The sequence below is a fragment of the Kitasatospora sp. NPDC049258 genome (assembly GCF_040678895.1).
Classification (GTDB): domain Bacteria; phylum Actinomycetota; class Actinomycetes; order Streptomycetales; family Streptomycetaceae; genus Kitasatospora.
The window spans coordinates 1-1,348 of the sequence record NZ_JBFAQT010000113.1 but is presented as its reverse complement, the minus strand read 5'-3'; the positions used below and the strand labels follow the sequence as shown (position 1 = coordinate 1,348).

The window sequence follows — 1,348 nt, the reverse complement described above, 5'->3', positions numbered from 1 at the left end:
TCGCCGGTGAGCTGGGGGAGGACGGTGAAGAGGTCTCCGACGATGCCGTAGTCGACGAGTTCGAAGATGGGGGCTTCGGGGTCCTTGTTGACGGCGACGATGGTCTTGGAGGTCTGCATGCCGGCGCGGTGCTGGATGGCGCCGGAGATGCCGGCGGCGATGTAGAGCTGCGGGGAGACCTGCTTGCCGGTCTGGCCGACCTGGTTGCTGTGCGGGTACCAGCCGGCGTCGACGGCGGCGCGGGAGGCGCCGACGGCGGCGCCGAGGGCGTCGGCGAGCTCCTCGACGACGCCGAAGCCGTCCTTGGCGCCGACGCCGCGGCCGCCGGAGACGACGATGGCGGCCTCGGTGAGTTCGGGGCGGCCGGAGGAGACGCGGGGGGTGCGGGCGGTGACCTTGGCGGCGTTGCCGGTGAAGGTGACGTCGACCGGGTGGACGGTGCCGGCGGCGGGGGCGGCCTCGGGGGCGGTGGAGTTGGGCTTGACGGTGATCACCGGGGCGCCGTGGGTGACGGTGGACTTCACCTGGTAGGAGGCGGCGAACACGGACTGGGTGGCGATCGGGGTGTCGTCGCCGGCCTCGAGGTCGACGGCGTCGGTGATCAGGCCGGAGCCCAGGCGCAGGGCGACGCGGGCGGCGATCTCCTTGGCCTCGCCGGAGGAGGTGAGGAGGATCGCGGCGGCGTCGGCGGCCTTGGCGATCTGGGTGAGGGCGTCGACCTTGGGGACGACGAGGTGTTCGGTGAACTCGGGGGCGTCGGCGGTGTAGACCTTGGCGGCGCCGTACTCGGCGCTCCTGGCGGCGAGGTCGGTGGCGTGGTCGGCGGCGCCGAGCAGGACGGCGGAGGGCTCGCCGAGGCGGCGGGCGAGGGTGAGCAGTTCGAGGGCCGGCTTGCGGATCACACCGTCGGCGTGGTCCACGAGAACCAGGATCTCAGCCATGATTTGTTGCTCCTGATGGTTCGTCGGGTGCGCTGACGGTGGGGCTAGATGAACTTCTGGTCGGCGAGGTAGGCGGCGAGGGCGCGGCCGCCTTCGCCCTCGTCCTTGACGACGGTGCCGGCGGTGCGGGCGGGGCGGGCGGTGACGGAGGTGACGGCGGTCCAGGCGCCGGCGAGGCCGACCTGGTCGGCGTCGATGCCGAGGTCGTCGAGGTCCAGGGCCTGCACGGGCTTCTTCTTGGCGGCCATGATGCCCTTGAAGGAGGGGTAGCGGGCCTCGCCGGACTGGTCGGTGACCGAGACGACGGCGGGCAGGGTGGCCTCGACCTGTTCGGTGGCGGCGTCGCCGTCGCGGCGGCCGGTGACGGTGGTGCCGGTGACGGTGACCTCGGAGAGCAGGGTGACCTG

1 protein-coding gene and 1 pseudogene are annotated in these 1,348 nt (G+C 72.7%); both read right to left on the bottom strand.

From position 1 onward, the window contains the following. The coding region (locus AB0K43_RS31435; RefSeq protein ID WP_363645828.1) for an electron transfer flavoprotein subunit alpha/FixB family protein at positions 1-941 on the bottom strand (941 nt) is incomplete at its 3' end. Positions 942-985: 44 nt separating this feature from the next. Further along, positions 986-1,348: pseudogene (locus tag AB0K43_RS31430) on the bottom strand (electron transfer flavoprotein subunit beta); the annotation flags it as partial.